Below are 16,145 nucleotides of genomic sequence, written 5' to 3'. Positions count from 1 at the left end.
TCGGCCAGAAGCTAAAACCGCTGGTCCGGTGCGTTCCCGAGAAGTGCTTGTTGTGCTAGTAGACGTGTCAGTCGGACTTGCTACCGCCACGCCCCGTCGTCGGGGCTCCAGCTCAAGTTGGTGAGGTCGTCGGTGATCGCGGGTTCGGCGAAGGAAACGACGTCGGCGAGAAGGTCGGCGAACTGTTCGGGGAGTTCATCGCGACCCTGTCGGTTGCGCCACCCCGCCCAGCGGGACTGTGCGAGTTGGGGATAGCCGTCGAGCACGTCGGCGAGTGGTATCAACTCGGCTTGCCGGTGCTGCGCAACTTCCCGGATGGCCCTCTGAAGGTCTGTTCCGTCCTGGGGGTGGGCGCGGGAGAGAACCCAGATGTCACCGAAATCGCGCCAGCGCGTATTGGCGACACCGCGCTGGATCGCGGTCACGACCTTTTCGGCGTGCACCATGTGTAGCGGGTAGCCGTTGAGGGTGATGGGCTCGCCTCCGAGCAGCCGGGGCACGTATACCAGGGTGGGGCTGGGGACGATGGGGTCACCGACGCTCACGTCAACGTGGAACTTGTGCCGCGACGTGGCGAGCTGCGCGTCCGCGCTGACGCGGACGCCGGAATATTCGTCATCCTCGCGGATGATCTCCGAACGCACGGTATCGGCGTTGAACTCGATTCCGTCGTCTTCGGGTAGGCGCACCTCGAGCACGGATTTGATCAGGGCAACATTCTCGGCTTCTGAGTTGCCGAGGTCTTGCCCTGCGAGGTCGATGTCGCGAGTGGGCCGACGGCTGCCGAACGCCGCCAGGAGTACCCCGCCCTTGAGAACGAATTTCCCGCTGGACGGGCTGTGGCTCAGCCGGGCAAGGAATCCTTCGAGGATGTAGAGCTGGAGCAGCTCTTGGGTATTCCTTCTGCTCTCTTTTGCGCGCCGTTGGAGGTCGATGTAGGCGCGACCGCCGGCCGTCCCGCGCGAGATTGGACTCATAGCAGGATGGTCAGTGCCTGTTGGAGAGAGCGCTGCGCGCGCGGGAACGCGCGCGCCATGCGCAGTAGTTCGGAGGGTTGACCGCCTTGCCGCAACCATCGCTTGAGGGCATCGTTTGCGAGGTCGATCCCTTCGAGATGATGCAGGCGGTATGCATCGATGATGCTACGTGGGGCGGAGTAGATCCCGATCTGCGTGCCCGCGTCGGTCGGCAGGGTGTCGCGTCCGATGGTGAAGGTGTCCGGATCGAAGCGATGCCACCTGATCGGTGTGCTCAGTTTCGGCGCCCAGGTTCCTCGGGGGATGGCGATGTCCAACTGGTCGGGGATGTCGTCGATGAGGTCGTGTCGTGCGAGTGCTGATCGGAGGGCGATGGTGGCCTGGGGTGACGCGGAGCTGATTTCGGCGAGGTCTTCGTCGCCGTACCACGTGCTCTTGCGGTAGAGGCCGCGTGCGATCTGGATGATGCGCCCTTCGTTGCGAAGATTGTAAAACTGGCGCCTGTTCATGTGCTTTAGGGCGTCGGAGAATCGGAACGTGTCCGGCATGGTGCTCAAGCTGTCGATGCTTGCCGCGTCGTTCATGGTGATCACCGCCGTCCGTACCAAATCCTATACACAACTATCATCACTGTATAGGATTTGGTACGTATCGTCTATGAAGCTCTAAACCGTCATAGGCGTGAGGTGTGAAGTCGAGCGGGGACGCGCATGACTAACGAGGGCCGCGGGACCGCATATGAGCCGACTGACGTTATTCAGCAGGGCGAAAACCACCTCTGACCAGCGCCCCCGGCAGGAATCGAACCTGCGACCTAGGGATTAGAAGGCCCTTGCTCTATCCGACTGAGCTACGGAGGCAGCGCGCCGATAGTTTAGCCGTGCGGTTTGCCCGATCACCACGGCGCGGTTTCGGATCTCGGTGAGCCTAGGTCTGCCGGGCGCTCATTCCGCACCGAATCGGGCCTGCAAGCCGTGCAGCAGCTGCTGGGCTTCCTTGATCTTCTCGCGCAGCCGCAGCACCGGCTCAGGCGTGCGTGAGCTGCCCCAACCCGCGTCGCGTCGGCCTGACCAGCGGCGCTGTGCGATGGCCACAAGGTCTTCGAGATCGGCGATCTCAGCACGGATGAGGTCACCGAACACCCGAGCTTGAGCTGCGTCGTTGGGGTGGGACGGGCGGGTAAGCAGCGTGGCCGGCTCGTGCGGGCTGCTCGGTGCCGATGCGCCCGTGCCGGCCGGAGGCACGACGCGCGGCGACCACCCACTGATGGCGCCCGGATCCCGATCCTCGAGGAGCATCCACAAATACTCAGGTCGCCTCCTTGGGATTTCCTGGGAGTCGACTTACGTGTCGCTTCCGAGTCGACAGTTGTTCACTTTGCTGTCACGGCGTCATCGGAGCCCGAGCTATCTAGCCTGTGTCGCAATCTGCCGACCTCTGGCCTGCAGAAATGCGGCCGTCGCCCGTTGGGGCCCGCGAAATTTCCTTGTTATGGCCCTCTTTGGTCTATCGTGTGACGGTCGGCACACGCCAGCCCCGCGCGTTGCTGCCGCAACCTGGCAAATGCGTTAGGTCGGCTAAGGACGAGGGAGTCTGATAGCTCATGAGCAGTCCGATTGAGCAGGTCACCGCGCGGTGTACGCGGGCCTTCCACACCGGCTCCCTGCTGCTGCGCGGGTCGCCCGCGGCGGCCGGCTGGCTGCTGGGCTGGCTCTCGGCTGAGTTCGCCCCCCACGTCCTGACCGGGCACGCCCTCTCGGCGGTGCCGTCACCCTTGGAGAAGGTCGCCTCTGCGCTTGCCGTTCAGCGCGCCGACACGGTGCTCGACACCGCCCTGCAGGAGACATTCGGCGAGGGTTACACCGCCTCGGTGCACCACCCCCTCGAGCCCTACACGGCGCGCCGGCCCCACGTGGCCGCGGTGCTCGACGCCATGCGGCACCGCCGCCGGTACTCGGCGACGACCACCAACATCTCCTACGGCCCCGGCGGGCGCAGCCACCTGCTCGACGTCTGGCGCCGGCCCGACCTTCCGGAGGGGCGCCGGGCGCCGGTGCTCATCCAGGTACCCGGCGGCGGCTGGTCGGTCAACGACAAGCGCGGTCAGGCCTACCCCCTGATGAGCCGAATGGTCGAGCTCGGCTGGATCTGCGTTGCCATCAACTACAGCCGCAGTCCGCGCAACGCCTGGCCGGCCCACATCGTCGACGTGAAGCGGGCCATCGCGTGGGTCCGCGAGAACATCGCCGACTACGGCGGCGATCCAGACTTCATCGCCATCACCGGCGGCTCGGCCGGGGGACACCTGTGCTCACTGGCGGCGCTGAGCTCCGACGACCCGGGCTTGCAGCCCGGCTTCGAGGACGCCGACACCAGCGTGCAGGCGGCCGCGCCGTATTACGGGGTGTACGACCTGACCAACGTCGACACCATGCACGGCCTGATGATGCCGCTGCTTGAACATGTGGTGATGCAGCGCCGGCTGGCCGATGACCCCCAGCTCTACCGGGACGCCTCACCGACGCACCGCGCGCACCGCGACGCGCCGCCGTTCTTCGTGCTGCATGGTGACAGCGACGCCGTCATCCCGAGCTCGCAGGCGCGGAACTTCGCCGCTGCCCTGCGCGGGGCCGGTGCCCACACCGTGTCCTACGCCGAGTTGCCCAATGCCCACCACGCGTTCGACACCATCGCCACGCTGCGCTGCCAGCTGGCCGCCGAGGCGGTCGCGACGTTCCTCGGCATCGTCTACGGGCGGCATCTCAGTGCAGGCAAGCGGGGCAGACGGGCCGTCGGTTCGGCCAGCTGACCGCCGACCTCACCACGTCACGGCGCTGTCGCCGCTGCGCACGCACAATCACCCACCGCCACCGGCCCGTGCCGACTAGCGTGGTCCTGGCGTTGATGGATCCGCGAACAGGAGGGGAGTCGGTGTCGATGAGGAGGGATCGATGAGCGGCCCTGTCGATGCGAACGGGTTGCCGACCGAACTCGGTGCACTCGACACGCTCCTGCATCGCGGGGAGGCCAACCCGCGAACCCGGTCGGGCATCATGGCGTTGGAGATCCTCGACACGACCCCGGACTGGAGCCGGTTCCGGGCCTGCTTCGACAACGCCTCGCGCAAGGTGCTGCGCCTGCGTCAGCGGGTCGTGGTGCCGACCCTGCCGACGGCAGCCCCGCGCTGGGTGGTCGACCCCGACTTCAACCTCGACTTCCACGTCCGCCGCGTCCGCGTCCCCGAACCGGGCACCCTGCGCGAGGTACTCGATCTGGCCGAGGTGAGCCTGCAGTCACCACTGGACATCTCCCGGCCGTTGTGGACGGCCACCCTCGTCGAAGGACTCGAAGGCGGCAAGGCCGCGACCCTGCTGCATCTCAGCCACGCCGTCACCGACGGTGTCGGCGCGACCGCGATGTTCGCCGAAATCTACGATCTGGAACGCGAACCCGCGCCGCGGCCCGCACCGCCCATGCCGGTGCCACAGGACCTCACGCCCAACGACCTGATGCGCGAAGGGATCAACCAGCTGCCCGGCGCCATCGTCGGTGGCCTGCTCGGTGCCGTCTCCGGCGGCCTCTCGGTGGTCGGGCGCGTTGTGCGCAACCCGGGCACTGCGGTCTGGGACGCCGTCGACTACGCCCGGTCCGGTCGACGGGTGATGGGCCGCGCGGCCGAGCCGTCGCCCCTGCTGCGGCGGCGCAGCCTGTCCTCCCGCAGCGAGGCCATCGAAATGCGGCTGGCCGATCTGCGATCGGCCGCCCACGCGGCCGGCGGATCCATCAACGACGCCTACCTGGCCGGCCTGTGCGGGGCGCTGCGCCGCTACCACGAGGCGCTCGGTGTGCCGGTCAACAGCCTGCCCATGGCGGTGCCGGTGAGCCTGCGGGCCGAGGCGGATCCCGCCGGCGGCAACCGATTCGCCGGGGTCAACCTCGCCGCACCGATCGCGGTCGCCGATCCCGCGCTGCGCATTCAGAAGATCCGCAAGCAGATGACCTCCCGGCGCGAAGAGGCGGCCATCGACCTGATGGGCGCCGTCGCACCGGTGCTCGGGCTGCTGCCCGACGCCGTTCTCGAGGCGATGAGCGGTTCGGTGATCGCCTCAGACGTGCAGGCCAGCAATGTTCCCGTCTATGCCGGAGATACCTACATCGCGGGCGCAAAGGTGTTGCGGCAGTATGGCCTTGGCCCGCTGCCGGGTGTGGCGATGATGGTCGTTCTGGTGTCGCGCGGCGGCTTTGCGACGGTCACCGCACGCTACGACCGGGCCTCGATCATGCATGAGGACCTGTTCGCGGAATGCCTGCGCGGCGGTTTCGACGAGGTACTGGCGCTGGCCGGCGACCCGCCGCCGCGCGTGGTGCCGGCGTCCTTTCCCGACCCCGTCGACGAATCCGCCCCCCACACCCCGAACGGATCGGTGGCCTACTGATGAGCGACACGCAGATGCGCCTGCCCGGATCGGTCGCCGAAGTACTGGCGAGCCCGCCGGGTGAGAAGATCGGCGCGTTCTTCGACCTCGACGGCACCCTGGTGGCCGGATTCACCGCCGTCATCCTCACCCGTGAGCGGTTTCGCAGCCGCGACATGGGGATTGGCGAGCTGATCACGATGATCGCCGCCGGACTCAACCACCAGCTCGGCCGGCTCGAGTTCGAGGAGCTGATCACCAAGGCGTCGCAGGCCCTGCGCGGCCGCGCGATGTCCGACCTGCAGGAGATCGGCGAGCGGCTGTTCGTCCAGAAGATCGAGAAGCGGATCTACCCCGAGATGCGCGAGCTGGTGGCGGCCCACCTCGAGCGCGGGCACACCGTGGTACTGAGTTCCTCGGCGCTGACCATCCAGGTCGAACCGGTCGCCCGCTTCCTGGGCATCCAGAGCACGCTGACCAACCGCTTCGAGGTCGACGAGAACGACGTGCTGACCGGCGAGGTGGTCCGCCCCATCCTGTGGGGGCCCGGTAAGGCCAACGCCGTGCAGAAGTTCGCCGCCGAGAACGACATCGACCTCAAGAACTCCTACTTCTACGCCGACGGCGACGAGGATGTCGCGTTGATGTACTTGGTGGGCAACCCGCGCCCGACCAACCCCGAGGGCAAGATGGCCTCGGTGGCGCGCCGGCGAGGCTGGCCGATCCTGCAGTTCACCAGCCGCGGCAGCGGGGGACTGGTGGGTCAGGTGCGCACCTTGCTCGGTGTCGGCGCGCTGGTGCCCGCCGCGACCGGCGCCATCTGGTGGGGTGCGCTGACCCGCAGTCGGCGGCGCGGCCTGAACTTCTTCACCACCGCGTTCCCTAACCTGTTGCTTGCCATCAACGGTGTGCGGCTCAACGTGCTCGGCGCGGAGAACCTCCGCAAGCAGCGGCCCGCGGTGTTCATCTTCAACCACCGCAACAACGCCGACCCGGTCATCGTGGCGTCGCTGTTGCGGGACAACTGGACCGGGGTCGGGAAGAAGGAACTCAAAGACGATCCCGTTGTCGGCACCCTGGGCAAGCTGACCGACACCGTGTTCATCGACCGCGACGACCCCAAGGCCGCGGTCGAAACCATGCACGAGGTCGAGGATCTGGTGGCCAAGGGACTCTCGATCATGATCGCCCCGGAGGGCACCCGGCTGGATACCCGTACCGTCGGCCCGTTCAAGAAGGGACCATTCAGGTTGGCGATGGCCGCCGGCGTTCCGCTGGTGCCGATCGTGATTCGCAACGCCGAGGTGATCGCCTCCCGGGATTCGTCGACCCTGAACCCAGGAGAGGTGGACATCGTTGTCTACCCGCCCCTTTCGGTCGCGGACTGGACGCTGGACAGCCTGTCGGACCGCATCGCCGAGGTGCGCCAGCTGTATCTGGACACGTTGAAGGACTGGCCGACAGGCAAGGTGCCGGTGCCGGAGATCTACCGGAACGCCACGGCGAAGAAGGCGCCGGCCGCGAAGAAGGCACCCGCCAAGAAGACGCCCGCCGCCAAGAAGGCACCCGCCAAGAAGGCGGCGGCTAAGAAGGCACCCGCCAAGAAGACGCCTGCGAAGAAGTCGCCCGCCAAGAAGGCGCCGAACGTCGAGGGCCGTGCATGACCCACACCGACCACCTGACCGACTTCAGCACCACCGACGACGCGCTGGTGCTGGCATCGGTGTCGTCAAAGGCCGAGTTCGAACTGCTCAACGACTGGATGCACGCCCAGCGTCGCGCCCACCCCGATACCAAGGTCGAGTTGCTGCAGCTGCCCGCGGGGGACCCGCCACCCGGCGCGGTGGCCCAGCTCGTCGACGAGCTCGGCATCGGTGATGACCGGCTGGTCGTTCCGGTCCGAGTGTTCTGGGTGCCCGGCGGGCTGCCCACCCGAGTCAAGATCGTCGGCCTGGTGTCCGGTCGCGACACCTACCGTCCGCCAGAGATCTTGCAGCGCAGCATCCTTCGTAAGGACCCGTCGCGAGCGCGCATCGTCGCCGGCGAGCCGGCCAAGGTATCCGAGCTGCGTCAGCAGTGGCAGGAGAAGACCGTCGGCGGCAGTCCCCGTGACTTCGCCCGGTTCGTGTTGCGCCGCGCGACATTGGCCATCGAGCGGATGGAATTGCGGCTGCTCGGGCCCGAATACAAGTCGCCGCGGCTGATCACCGACGAACTGATGTCCTCCACGCGCTTCCGGGAGGGCATGGAGAAGATCCCCGGCGCCGACGCCGTCAAGGCCGAGGAGATGCTCAACGAACTGGCCACCGGGTGGAGCAGGTTCTCCGTCGACCTGATCCCCAATCTTGGCCGGGCCATCTTCAGCCGGGGTTTCGATCCCCGGATCGACTACGACGCCATGGAAATCGAGTCCATGCGCCGCGCGCTGGAAGATCACCCGGCGGTGTTGCTGTGGTCGCATCGGTCCTACCTCGACGGCGTCATCGTCCCGGTGGCGATGCAGGAGAACAAACTGCCTCCGGCGCATACCTTCGCCGGCATCAATCTGTCGTTCGGCTTCATGGGCCCGCTCATGCGCCGGTCGGGTGTCATCTTCCTGCGCCGCAAGCTTGACGACCCGCTGTACAAGTACGTGCTGCGCCAGTTCGTGGGGTTCATCGTAGAGAAGCGCTTCAACCTCAGCTGGTCCATCGAAGGCACCCGGTCGCGTACCGGAAAGATGTTGCCGCCCAAGCTCGGTCTGCTCGCCTACGTCGCCGATGCCTACCTCGACGGACGCAGCGACGACATCCTGTTGCAGCCGGTGTCGATCAGCTTCGATCAGCTCCACGAGACGACCGAGTACGCGGCCTACGCCCGCGGCGGCGAGAAGACCCCCGAGGGCGCGGAGTGGCTCTACAAGTTCATCAAGGCGCAGGGGGAGCGCAACTACGGCAAGATCTACGTCCGCTTCCCCGATGCGGTGTCGATGCGCCAGTACCTCGGCGAGCCGGGTGGCCCGATCGCCTCGGATCCGGCCGCCAAGCGACTGGCCATGCAGAAGATGGCGTTCGAGGTGGCCTGGCGCATCCTGCGGGTGACGCCGATCAACGCCACCGGACTGGTGTCCGCGCTGCTGCTGACCACCCGGGGGCGTGCGCTGACCCTGAGCCAGCTGCACCACACGATGCAGGATTCGTTGGATTACCTTGAGCGCAAGCAAAATCCGATGACCAACAGCGCGCTGCGGCTGCGCACGCCCGAAGGGGTGCGCGCCGCCGTCGACGCGCTGTCCAACGGACATCCGGTCACCCGGGTAGACGGTGGTCACGAGCCGGTGTGGCGGATCGCGCCTGAGCACGAACACGAAGCAGCGTTCTACCGCAACACCCTCATCCACGCGTTCCTGGAGACGGCGATCGCCGAACTGGCGCTGGCCCACGCCGGGCGAGCACCCGACGGCGATCGGATCGCGGTGTTCTGGGATCAGGCGATGCGGTTGCGCGATCTGCTGAAGTTCGACTTCTACTTCGCCGACTCCACCGCCTTCCGCGAGCATCTCGCCGAAGAGATGTCGTGGCAGCAGGATTGGGAGATTCAGGTCGCCGCCGGTGGTGACGCGGTCGACAACCTACTGCGCGGCAAGCAGCCGCTGATGGCCCACGCCATGCTGCGGCCGTTCTTCGAGGCCTACGAGATCGTCGCCGACGTGTTGTGCGACGCACCCACCGACATCAGCGAGAAGGAACTGACCAACCTGGCCCTGGGCGTCGGTGCGCAGTACGCGGCCCAAGGCCGGGTCCGCAGCAACGAATCGGTGTCGGCGCTGCTCTTCGCCACCGCTCGTCAGGTGGCCTCCGACCAGCATCTACTGGAGCCGGGACCCGGCCTCAAGAGCCGGCGGCGGGCCTTCCTGAACGAGCTGCGCAGCATCCTGAAAGACATGGATCGCATCAGCGCGCTGTCCGCCGAGCAGTTCTATGCGCGCGAGCTGAAGTTACGCGAGCAGGACGACTGACCATACGCTGAGGCCATGACCGCGCCCGCCGCCCGCAGCACCGCGGTGTGGCCCGTGCTGTGGATGGTCGCGGTGATGGCCGGCATCACCGCCGCCGGCATCGGTGCCCTGTCGTTGGCCGACGCACTGACCGCCACCGGACTGCCCGACCCCGGCCCGGTCACCACGCTGGGCCTGCCGTTCGTGCGGGCCGCCGGTGAGATCGCGGCGGTGCTGGCCGTGGGTGCGTTCCTGTTCGCGACGTTCTTCGTGCCTCCCCAGGACAGCGGGGTGCTCGACGCCGCCGGCTACCGGGCACTGCGGTTGGGTGTCGCGGCGTCGGCGACGTGGGCGGTGTGCGCGGCCCTGCTGGTGCCGCTGACCGTCTCGGACGTATCGGGTCAGCCGCTGCGCGATCATCTTGACCCGGTTGCGCTGTGGTCGGTGGCCAGCCTGGTCGACACGGCCAGCGCGTGGCGGTGGACGGCGATTCTGGCGCTGGTCGTCGCGCTCGCCGGACGGGCGGTGCTGCGCTGGTCGTGGACGCCGTTCCTGCTGGCCGGTTCCCTGCTCACGTTGGTGCCGCTCGGACTGACCGGGCACTCGTCGGCGGGCGGCGCCCACGACGTGGGCACCAACAGCCTGATGATCCACCTGTTGGCCGGGGCGATCTGGGCCGGCGGGTTGCTGGCGCTGCTGGCGCACGCCATTCGCGGAGGCGAGCATGCCGACCTGGCTGCGCGCCGGTTCTCCGCCGTGGCGGTGTGGTGCTTCCTCGCGATGGCGGTGTCCGGGGTGCTCAACGCGTCCATCCGCATGCGATTCGGGGACCTGTTCACCACCGAGTATGGCTGGCTGGTCGTGGCCAAGGTCGTCGCGTTGTGCACGCTGGGGGTCATCGGCTGGCGGCAGCGCCGTGGACCGCTGGCCGCGCTGCAGGCCGACCCGCAGGCCCGCGGTCCGCTGGCCCGCCTGGCGTTGATCGAGGCGCTGGTATTTGGCCTGACGTTCGGCGTGGCCGTGGGCCTGGGGCGCACCCCGCCGCCCGCGCCGGTGAACACCAATCCGTCGATTCCGGAAGTCGCGATCGGCTACGACTTCGCCGGGCCGCCCACCGTGGCCCGGATCCTGTTGGACTGGCGCTTCGACCTGATCTATGGCACGGCCGCCATCATCGTCGCCGCGGTGTATGTGGCCGCCGTGATCCGGCTGCGCCGGCGCGGTGACCAGTGGTCGGCGGGGCGGACTTCGGCCTGGCTGCTGGGTTGCGCGGTGTTGCTGTTCACCACGTCATCGGGGTTGGGCCGCTATATGCCGGCCATGTTCAGCATGCACATGATCGGCCACATGCTGCTGTCGATGCTGGTGCCCATCCTGCTGGTGCTCGGGGCACCGGTCACGTTGGCACTGCGGGCGCTGCCCACCGCCGGCAAGGGCAACCCGCCCGGCCCGCGGGAGTGGCTCCTGGACGCGTTGCACAGCAGGTGGTCACGCTTCTTCACCCACCCGGTCGTGGCCACCGTGATGTTCGTCGCCGGGTTTTACGGCCTGTACTTCGGGGGCATCTTCGACGCCGCGGTAAGCAACCACGGGGCGCACGTGCTGATGAATCTGCACTTCCTGATGAGTGGCTACCTGTTCTATTGGGTGGTCATCGGGGTGGATCCCACGCCGCGGCCGTTGCCGCCGGTGGCCAAGATCGGGATGGTGTTCGCCTCGCTGCCCCTGCATGCGTTCTTCGGTGTGGTCCTGATGGGCACGCCGCAGGTGCTGGGGGAGAGCTTCTACCGCTCGCTGCGACTGAGCTGGCATACCGACCTACTCGGCGACCAGCATCTCGGCGGCGGAATTGCTTGGGCTGCAGGTGAAGTCCCGCTCGTGGTGGTGATGATCGCGCTGCTGATCCAGTGGAGCCGCAGTGACCGGCGCACCGCCACCCGGGTCGACCGCGCCGCCGACCGTGACGACGGCGCGGAGATGGCCGCCTATAACGCGATGCTGGCCGAGCTGGCCCGCCGCGACGGCGGCGGCACAAACCACTGATCCACAGTTCGTCTTCCATCCACAGCCGGCCTACGGCCAGGGCCGATTCGGGCTCGGCTGTCGGGGGTCCGGGGCTGACTGGGGGCACAGATCGCAGTGAATGGAAAGGAACCCTCAGTCATGTTCGAAACCCATCTGACCGTCGTCGGCCGCATCGTCACCGACCTGCGCCGCAGGATCGTCAACAATCAAGAGCTGATCAGCTTCCGGGTGGCCAGTAACTCCCGGCGCCGCAACGGGGAAGGCACCTGGGAGCCGGGCAACTCGTTGTTCATCACGGTCAACTGCTGGGGCAAGCTCGTCACCGGCGTCGGCGCCGGGCTCTACAAGGGCGCCCCGGTCATCGTGGTGGGCGATGTCTTCACCAGTGAGTACGAGGACCGCGAGGGGGTCCGCCGGTCGTCGCTGGAGATGCGTGCCACCGCCGTGGGCCCCGATGTGTCGCGGGCCATCGTGCGCATCGAGCAGCCCCAACCCAAGCCGGTCGAGCCCAGCCGTGACCCCGACGACGTGGCCGCAGTGCCGGCGGCGCTGCCGTCGGTTGCCGACAACGGTGAGGCCGGCGACCCCGAGGATCTCGACGCGGACGAACTGACGTTGTCTGCCTGACCTGAGCGCGGGTGGCCGCGTCGCTGCGGCGCGGCCACCTCGCCGGGTGGTGCGCACGTCGGCGCGGGCGCTCCGGCATGCAGGCGGACCCGCGGCTCGATAAAGTCACGCCACCTGAGATTCTCCTGGTGGTTATCTCAACGTCCGCTGTCCGAACCATCGATCAGTAGCGTGAGGCCCCCGGAAATATGTCGGGAGGGAAGGGGTGGCCGGTGAGCCAAAGGTCGATCTTGCTCATCGATCCGTTTCCGAGCGCGAAGTATCTCTCGGACACCTTCAGACGGCTCGGGGTTCACACCACCGCGCTCTATACCGCCGCCGATGTGAGCGCACTCGCGCCTTACCTGCGGCCCCACCCCGATTACTTCGACGAGCAGATTCTTGTCGGTTCACGAAGGGTCGAGGACATTCTTGCCGCCGTCGGTGAACGCGGCGTCGACTACGTGCTCAACGGAGACGAAGGTTCGGTCGACGTCACCGACCAGGTCGCCCACCATCTGACGCCTGGTCTGGGCAATGACCCCGCGACGTCAGCGCTGCGGATGGACAAACTCCTGATGCATCAGGCCGTCGCGAGTCGGGGTCTGGCCCACATCCGCCAGCAGCGACTCGGTCCGGACGGGGTCGACCTCGACGGGGCCGACATCGCTGATGTGCGCTGGCCGTGCTTCATCAAGCCCGCGCGCGGGATGGGGTCCAAAGGAGTCGCGAAACTCACCAGCCATGCGGATTTCGTCTCCTACTTCGACACCATCGACATCGTCGATCTGCTCGGCAAAATTGGGACCGCCACGCCCGATGAAAGTGCGCTGACGTTTCTGCTGTGCGAGTTCGTGGAGGGCACCGAGTGCTTCGTGGACACCTTCTCCCACCTGGGCACGCACTACATCGCCTCGGTCCAGCACTATCGGAAGGTCATGGTCGACGGCAGCCCCATCTACCGGTACGCGGAGCTGGAGACTGATCGCGAATTGGCAAGCAGGGTAGGCGACTATGTGTGCGATGTCTTGACCAGCGTCGGCGTGCAGAACGGGTTTGCCCACACCGAGGTGTTCGTCCGTGCCGACGGTGAGCCCGTGCTGATCGAAGTCAACCCACGGGCCAGCGGCGCCCAGGGATTCGCCAACCGACTTGTCCCGTACGAGGGGCGGCTCTCTCAACCAGAACTGCTCAACGCCGTCCTGTTCGAACACCTCCGCGACGCGAAATACGTCGCACCCGAGACCCGGCACGGGCGAATGTTGTTCTTGTTCCACTTCTCCCAGGATCCGCTGCCGGACCTTGCCGAAGTCTTCAAGCGCTACCGCACCGTCGAGACGTTCAAGCAGATTGCACCGACGGGCCAGGTTCACTCCCAGATGCCCCGCTCGGTGTTCGAGCTGGTGGCGTTGGCAGCGTGTCGATCCGATGACCCGGCCCAAATGGTCGAGGAGTCCGACGCGATTCTGGCCCACGATCTCGCGGGCTGGTGAGACGCACATTCTGAATCTCGTTCTCTACATCCTCACAACGGCCGCGTCCGTTGTCCTGATTCGCGTCGTTGGGCTCCAACTGCCCGACATGCTGATGGTGTTCCTGACCACCAGCTACGCGATCGTCCTGCTCCATCTGGTCAACGCACGCGGCATCGTCGGCGTGTACCGCCGGCTGATCAGCGACCACAAACTCGCCTACCTGCGGCTCAACATTGCGCTGCTGGTGGTGTGGATAGGTACGTTCCTGATACCCATCTACTTCACGCCGTCGTCGCTGCTCATCGCGGTGATGGGACTGTCGGGTCTGTGCGGTCTCATATCGCGCTACATCGCGGCACGGCAGACATCAACATTGGTCAACACCGTGCTTGTCGGCCTGACGTTGGCGCTCTACTACCTGCTCTATCTTCGCGTCTACTCGGGGTGGACGTACGCAGCGTTCGTATCGTCAACTCTGGTTGTCGGGCTGGTCGGGTATGCCGCCCTGCGGTTCTCGGCGGACATGCTCACCTACGGGTTCAGTTCGCCCCAGATATTGGCCGTCCGATTCTGGTTGCTGTGGTTGATTTCGCTGGTGTTCGTCCTCGTCGGCCATCAATACGAGCTGGTTACGGTGCGCAGCGCGCTGTACACCGGCGGTCTGGGCCTGGTCTCGATGATCCTGCCGATATTCTTCCTGCAGAAAGCGATCGAGAAACTCGGTCCCAACCGGACCGGTGTTCTGCTCGGCTTCACCCCGCTGGTGGTGGTTGTGCTGGAATTCATCTGGTTCCGTGAGATGACGGACATCGGCGTTGTGCCCGCCTTGCTGATGCCGGCGATCACCATCGGTTTCGCGATCTACGACCAGCGTCGAGCTCGTCGGGCCGTGGCGGTCGAGGGCGCGTTGCCCCGAGAAAACTGACCCCGGCCGGCGCCTAGGATGGTCGCGAGCAACAAACGCAAAAGACGGAAGGCGACACCGCGGCAATGGCGGAATTCATCTACACCATGCGGAAGGTCCGCAAGGCGCACGGCGACAAGGTCATCCTCGACGACGTCACGCTGAGCTTCCTGCCCGGGGCCAAGATCGGCGTCGTGGGCCCGAACGGGGCCGGCAAGTCCAGCGTCCTGCGGATCATGGCCGGCCTCGACCAGCCCAACAACGGCGACGCATTCCTGGCCACCGGTGCCTCCGTGGGCATCCTCATGCAGGAACCCAAGCTCGACGAGTCCAAGACGGTCCGTGAAAACGTCGAAGACGGTGTCGCGATCAAGGCCAAGCTCAACCGGTACAACGAGGTCGCCGAGCTGATGGCCACCGACTACACCGACGAGCTGATGGATGAGATGGGCAAGCTCCAGGAGGAGCTCGACGCCGCCGACGCCTGGGACATCGACTCGCAGCTCGAACAGGCGATGGACGCGCTGCGCTGCCCACCGCCCGACGAGCCGGTCACCCACCTGTCCGGCGGCGAGAAGCGCCGGGTGGCGCTGTGCAAGCTGCTGCTGAGCAAGCCCGACCTGCTGCTGCTCGATGAGCCGACCAACCACCTCGACGCCGAGAGCGTGCTGTGGCTCGAACAGCACCTGGCGGCCTATCACGGCGCGATCCTGGCGGTCACCCACGACCGCTACTTCCTCGACAACGTCGCGGAGTGGATCCTCGAACTCGACCGCGGCCGGGCCTACCCGTACGAGGGCAACTACTCGACCTATCTGGAGAAGAAGGCCGAACGCCTCGAGGTGCAGGGCAAGAAGGACCAGAAGCTGCAGAAGCGGCTCAAGGAGGAACTGGCCTGGGTGCGTTCGGGCGCCAAGGCCCGCCAGGCCAAGAACAAGGCCCGGCTGGGGCGCTACGAGGAGATGGCCGCCGAGGCCGAGAAGACCCGCAAACTCGACTTCGAGGAGATCCAGATCCCGGCCCCGCCGCGGCTGGGCAACCTGGTCGTCGAGGTCGACCACCTGGACAAGGGTTTCGACGGCCGCGTCCTGATCAAGGACCTCTCGTTCACCTTGCCCCGCAACGGCATCGTCGGCGTCATCGGGCCCAACGGCGTGGGCAAGACCACGCTGTTCAAGACGATCGTCGGACTCGAGCAGCCCGACAGCGGCACCGTTCGGGTCGGCGAGACGGTCAAGCTGAGCTACGTCGACCAGAACCGGGGCGGCATCGACCCGAACAAGAACGTCTGGCAGGTGGTCTCCGACGGGCTGGACTACATCGAGGTCGGCCAGAACGAGATTCCGTCGCGGGCCTACGTCTCGGCATTCGGATTCAAGGGCCCCGATCAGCAGAAGCCGGCCGGCGTGCTCTCCGGAGGTGAGCGCAACCGGCTCAACCTGGCGCTGACCCTCAAAGAGGGCGGCAACCTGATCCTGCTCGACGAACCCACCAACGACCTGGACGTCGAGACGCTGTCGTCGCTGGAGAACGCGCTGGAGAACTTCCCCGGCTGTGCGGTGGTGATCTCCCACGACCGGTGGTTCCTGGACCGCACCTGCACCCACATCCTGGCCTGGGAGGGTGACGCCAACAACGAGGCGAAGTGGTTCTGGTTCGAGGGCAACTTCGGGGCTTACGAGGAGAACAAGCTCGAGCGATTGGGAGCTGAGGCGGCACGTCCGCACCGGGTCACCCACCGCAGGCTCACACGCGACTAATGTGGTC

The 16,145-nt window shown here is 66.6% G+C and carries 12 protein-coding genes and 1 tRNA gene; 9 read left to right on the top strand and 4 right to left on the bottom strand.

Translation table 11 applies throughout. The annotated features are described in order from the left end of the window. Positions 1 to 80: 80 nt before the first annotated feature. The 4 genes from ADBZ9K_RS08330 to ADBZ9K_RS08315 all read right to left on the bottom strand — a co-directional run bounded on the left by ADBZ9K_RS08330 (position 81) and on the right by ADBZ9K_RS08315 (position 2,275). On the bottom strand, positions 81 to 977 hold the full coding sequence (locus tag ADBZ9K_RS08330; RefSeq protein ID WP_526619607.1) for a nucleotidyl transferase AbiEii/AbiGii toxin family protein: 897 nt from the start codon (positions 975 to 977) through the stop codon (positions 81 to 83). Beyond that, positions 974 to 1,561: a type IV toxin-antitoxin system AbiEi family antitoxin domain-containing protein gene (locus ADBZ9K_RS08325; protein ID WP_526620833.1), complete on the bottom strand. Its 588-nt coding sequence runs from the start codon at positions 1,559 to 1,561 to the stop codon at positions 974 to 976. Before ADBZ9K_RS08325 ends, ADBZ9K_RS08330 begins: the two co-directional genes overlap by 4 nt. 202 nt (positions 1,562 to 1,763) lie before the next feature. Next, a tRNA-Arg gene (locus ADBZ9K_RS08320) sits at positions 1,764 to 1,837 on the bottom strand. 84 nt (positions 1,838 to 1,921) lie between these two features. After that, complete coding sequence (locus ADBZ9K_RS08315; protein ID WP_526619606.1) at positions 1,922 to 2,275, bottom strand: hypothetical protein; 354 nt, start codon at positions 2,273 to 2,275, stop codon at positions 1,922 to 1,924. A 305-nt stretch (positions 2,276 to 2,580) separates the two neighbouring features. Here ADBZ9K_RS08315 and ADBZ9K_RS08310 point away from each other — a divergent pair, with 305 nt between their 5' ends. The 9 genes from ADBZ9K_RS08310 to ettA all read left to right on the top strand — a co-directional run bounded on the left by ADBZ9K_RS08310 (position 2,581) and on the right by ettA (position 16,138). Next, positions 2,581 to 3,786, top strand: coding sequence for an alpha/beta hydrolase (locus tag ADBZ9K_RS08310; RefSeq protein WP_526619605.1), 1,206 nt, complete (start codon positions 2,581 to 2,583; stop codon positions 3,784 to 3,786). A gap of 142 nt (positions 3,787 to 3,928) precedes the next feature. Beyond that, on the top strand, positions 3,929 to 5,413 hold the full coding sequence (locus ADBZ9K_RS08305; protein WP_526619604.1) for a wax ester/triacylglycerol synthase family O-acyltransferase: 1,485 nt from the start codon (positions 3,929 to 3,931) through the stop codon (positions 5,411 to 5,413). After that, positions 5,413 to 7,056 carry an HAD-IB family hydrolase gene (locus ADBZ9K_RS08300; RefSeq protein WP_526619603.1) on the top strand — a complete coding sequence of 548 codons (1,644 nt, stop codon included), beginning with the start codon at positions 5,413 to 5,415 and terminating at the stop codon, positions 7,054 to 7,056. The genes ADBZ9K_RS08305 and ADBZ9K_RS08300 overlap by 1 nt, the downstream gene beginning before the upstream one ends. Continuing rightward, the gene (locus ADBZ9K_RS08295) at positions 7,053 to 9,389 is read left to right on the top strand and encodes a glycerol-3-phosphate 1-O-acyltransferase (protein WP_526619602.1); all 2,337 of its coding nucleotides are present in this window, start codon (positions 7,053 to 7,055) and stop codon (positions 9,387 to 9,389) included. Before ADBZ9K_RS08300 ends, ADBZ9K_RS08295 begins: the two co-directional genes overlap by 4 nt. A 15-nt stretch (positions 9,390 to 9,404) precedes the next feature. After that, positions 9,405 to 11,411, top strand: a complete 2,007-nt coding sequence (locus ADBZ9K_RS08290) for a bifunctional copper resistance protein CopD/cytochrome c oxidase assembly protein (protein ID WP_526619601.1) — start codon at positions 9,405 to 9,407, stop codon at positions 11,409 to 11,411. Positions 11,412 to 11,531: 120 nt separating this feature from the next. After that, positions 11,532 to 12,020: a single-stranded DNA-binding protein gene (locus ADBZ9K_RS08285; protein ID WP_526619600.1), complete on the top strand. Its 489-nt coding sequence runs from the start codon at positions 11,532 to 11,534 to the stop codon at positions 12,018 to 12,020. 212 nt (positions 12,021 to 12,232) lie between these two features. Further along, entirely contained in the window at positions 12,233 to 13,492 is a 1,260-nt protein-coding gene (locus ADBZ9K_RS08280) for an ATP-grasp domain-containing protein (protein ID WP_526619599.1), read from the top strand. A gap of 88 nt (positions 13,493 to 13,580) precedes the next feature. Next, positions 13,581 to 14,399, top strand: coding sequence for an EamA family transporter (locus ADBZ9K_RS08275; protein WP_526619598.1), 819 nt, complete (start codon positions 13,581 to 13,583; stop codon positions 14,397 to 14,399). 65 nt (positions 14,400 to 14,464) lie between these two features. Next, entirely contained in the window at positions 14,465 to 16,138 is a 1,674-nt protein-coding gene (ettA, locus tag ADBZ9K_RS08270; protein WP_526619597.1) for an energy-dependent translational throttle protein EttA, read from the top strand. Positions 16,139 to 16,145: the final 7 nt, after the last annotated feature.

It is taken from the genome of Mycobacterium sp., from assembly GCF_965229265.1.
In the GTDB taxonomy this organism is placed as follows: Bacteria; Actinomycetota; Actinomycetes; order Mycobacteriales; family Mycobacteriaceae; genus Mycobacterium.
Note: the sequence above shows the minus strand (reverse complement) of the source record. Positions and strands in the feature narration are given on the sequence as shown.